Source organism: Streptomyces alkaliphilus (assembly GCF_014141535.1).
GTDB lineage: Bacteria > Actinomycetota > Actinomycetes > Streptomycetales > Streptomycetaceae > Streptomyces > Streptomyces alkaliphilus.
In genome coordinates, this window is sequence record NZ_VKHT01001416.1 from 1 (window position 1) to 973 (window position 973).

Annotated in this window: 1 protein-coding gene; it reads left to right on the top strand. The window is 74.5% G+C overall.

The window, feature by feature from the left end; all coding sequences use genetic code 11:
* The first annotated feature begins 89 nt into the window (after window positions 1-89).
* The gene (locus tag FNQ90_RS24835; RefSeq protein WP_182608384.1) at window positions 90-935 is read left to right on the top strand and encodes an SOS response-associated peptidase; all 846 of its coding nucleotides are present in this window, start codon (window positions 90-92) and stop codon (window positions 933-935) included.
* Window positions 936-973: the final 38 nt, after the last annotated feature.

Consider the following 973-nt stretch of genomic DNA (forward strand, 5'->3'; position numbering starts at 1 on the left):
GGGGCCGGCCCACCCCACCGCCCTTTCCGACGTGCCGTCCCGGGGCGAACACGGGGGCGTTGTCGGCCCGCCGACGTAGGCTGGGTCGCATGTGCGGACGCTACGCGATCAGCCGTCGGCCGGAAGAGTTGGCGGCGCTCTTCGACATCCGGCACCTGGCCGAGGACGTCGCCGATCTCGGCCCGGACTGGAACGTCGCCCCCACCAAACGGGTTCCGGCCGTGCTGGAGCGCCCCCTGAAGGAGGCGGACGGCGGCTCCGGGAACGGGGAGCCCGTGCGCCAGCTGCGTCCGCTGCGCTGGGGCCTGGTCCCCTCCTGGGCCAAGTCGCCCGACGTGGGCGTGAAGATGATCAACGCCCGCGCCGAGACCGTGCACGAGAAGCCCTCCTACCGCAAGCCCTTCGTCGCCCGCCGCTGCCTGCTCCCGGCGGACGGCTACTACGAGTGGCTCACCTTCCACGAGGAGCGGAAGGAGGAGGAGAAGGGCCGGCGCAAGCGCCCCCGCAAACAGCCCTGGTACATCACCCCGGCGGACGGCTCGGTGATGGCGCTGGCCGGGCTCTACGAATTCTGGCGGGACTCCACCCTCCCCGAGGACCACCCGGGTGCCTGGTGGGCGACGTGCACGGTCGTCACCACCGAGGCCGAGGGCGAGCCGCTGCCCGACGTGGACCCCGCCGAGGTGGGGCCGAACCGCCCCGGCAGCCTCTCCGACATCCACCCCCGGATGCCGCTGGCCCTGCCGCCCGAGCGCTGGGACGCCTGGCTGGACCCGGCGCTCACCGACCCCGAGCGGGTGCGCGGCCTGCTGGACCCGCCCCCGCCGGGCACCATGCGCGCCCACCCGGTGGGCGTCGCGGTGAGCAACGTGCGCAACAACGGTCCGGAGCTGGTGGAGGCGCTGGCCGCGCCGGAGGAGAGCACGCTGTTCTGATGGCCCCCGCGCGTCCCGCCCGTTCCGCACGCCCCGGC

What these genes read in the sequence shown, in the direction of transcription:
- FNQ90_RS24835 (WP_182608384.1), top strand. Translation starts at nt 90, where the DNA reads ATGTGCGGACGCTACGCGATCAGCCGTCGGCCGGAAGAGTTGGCGGCG.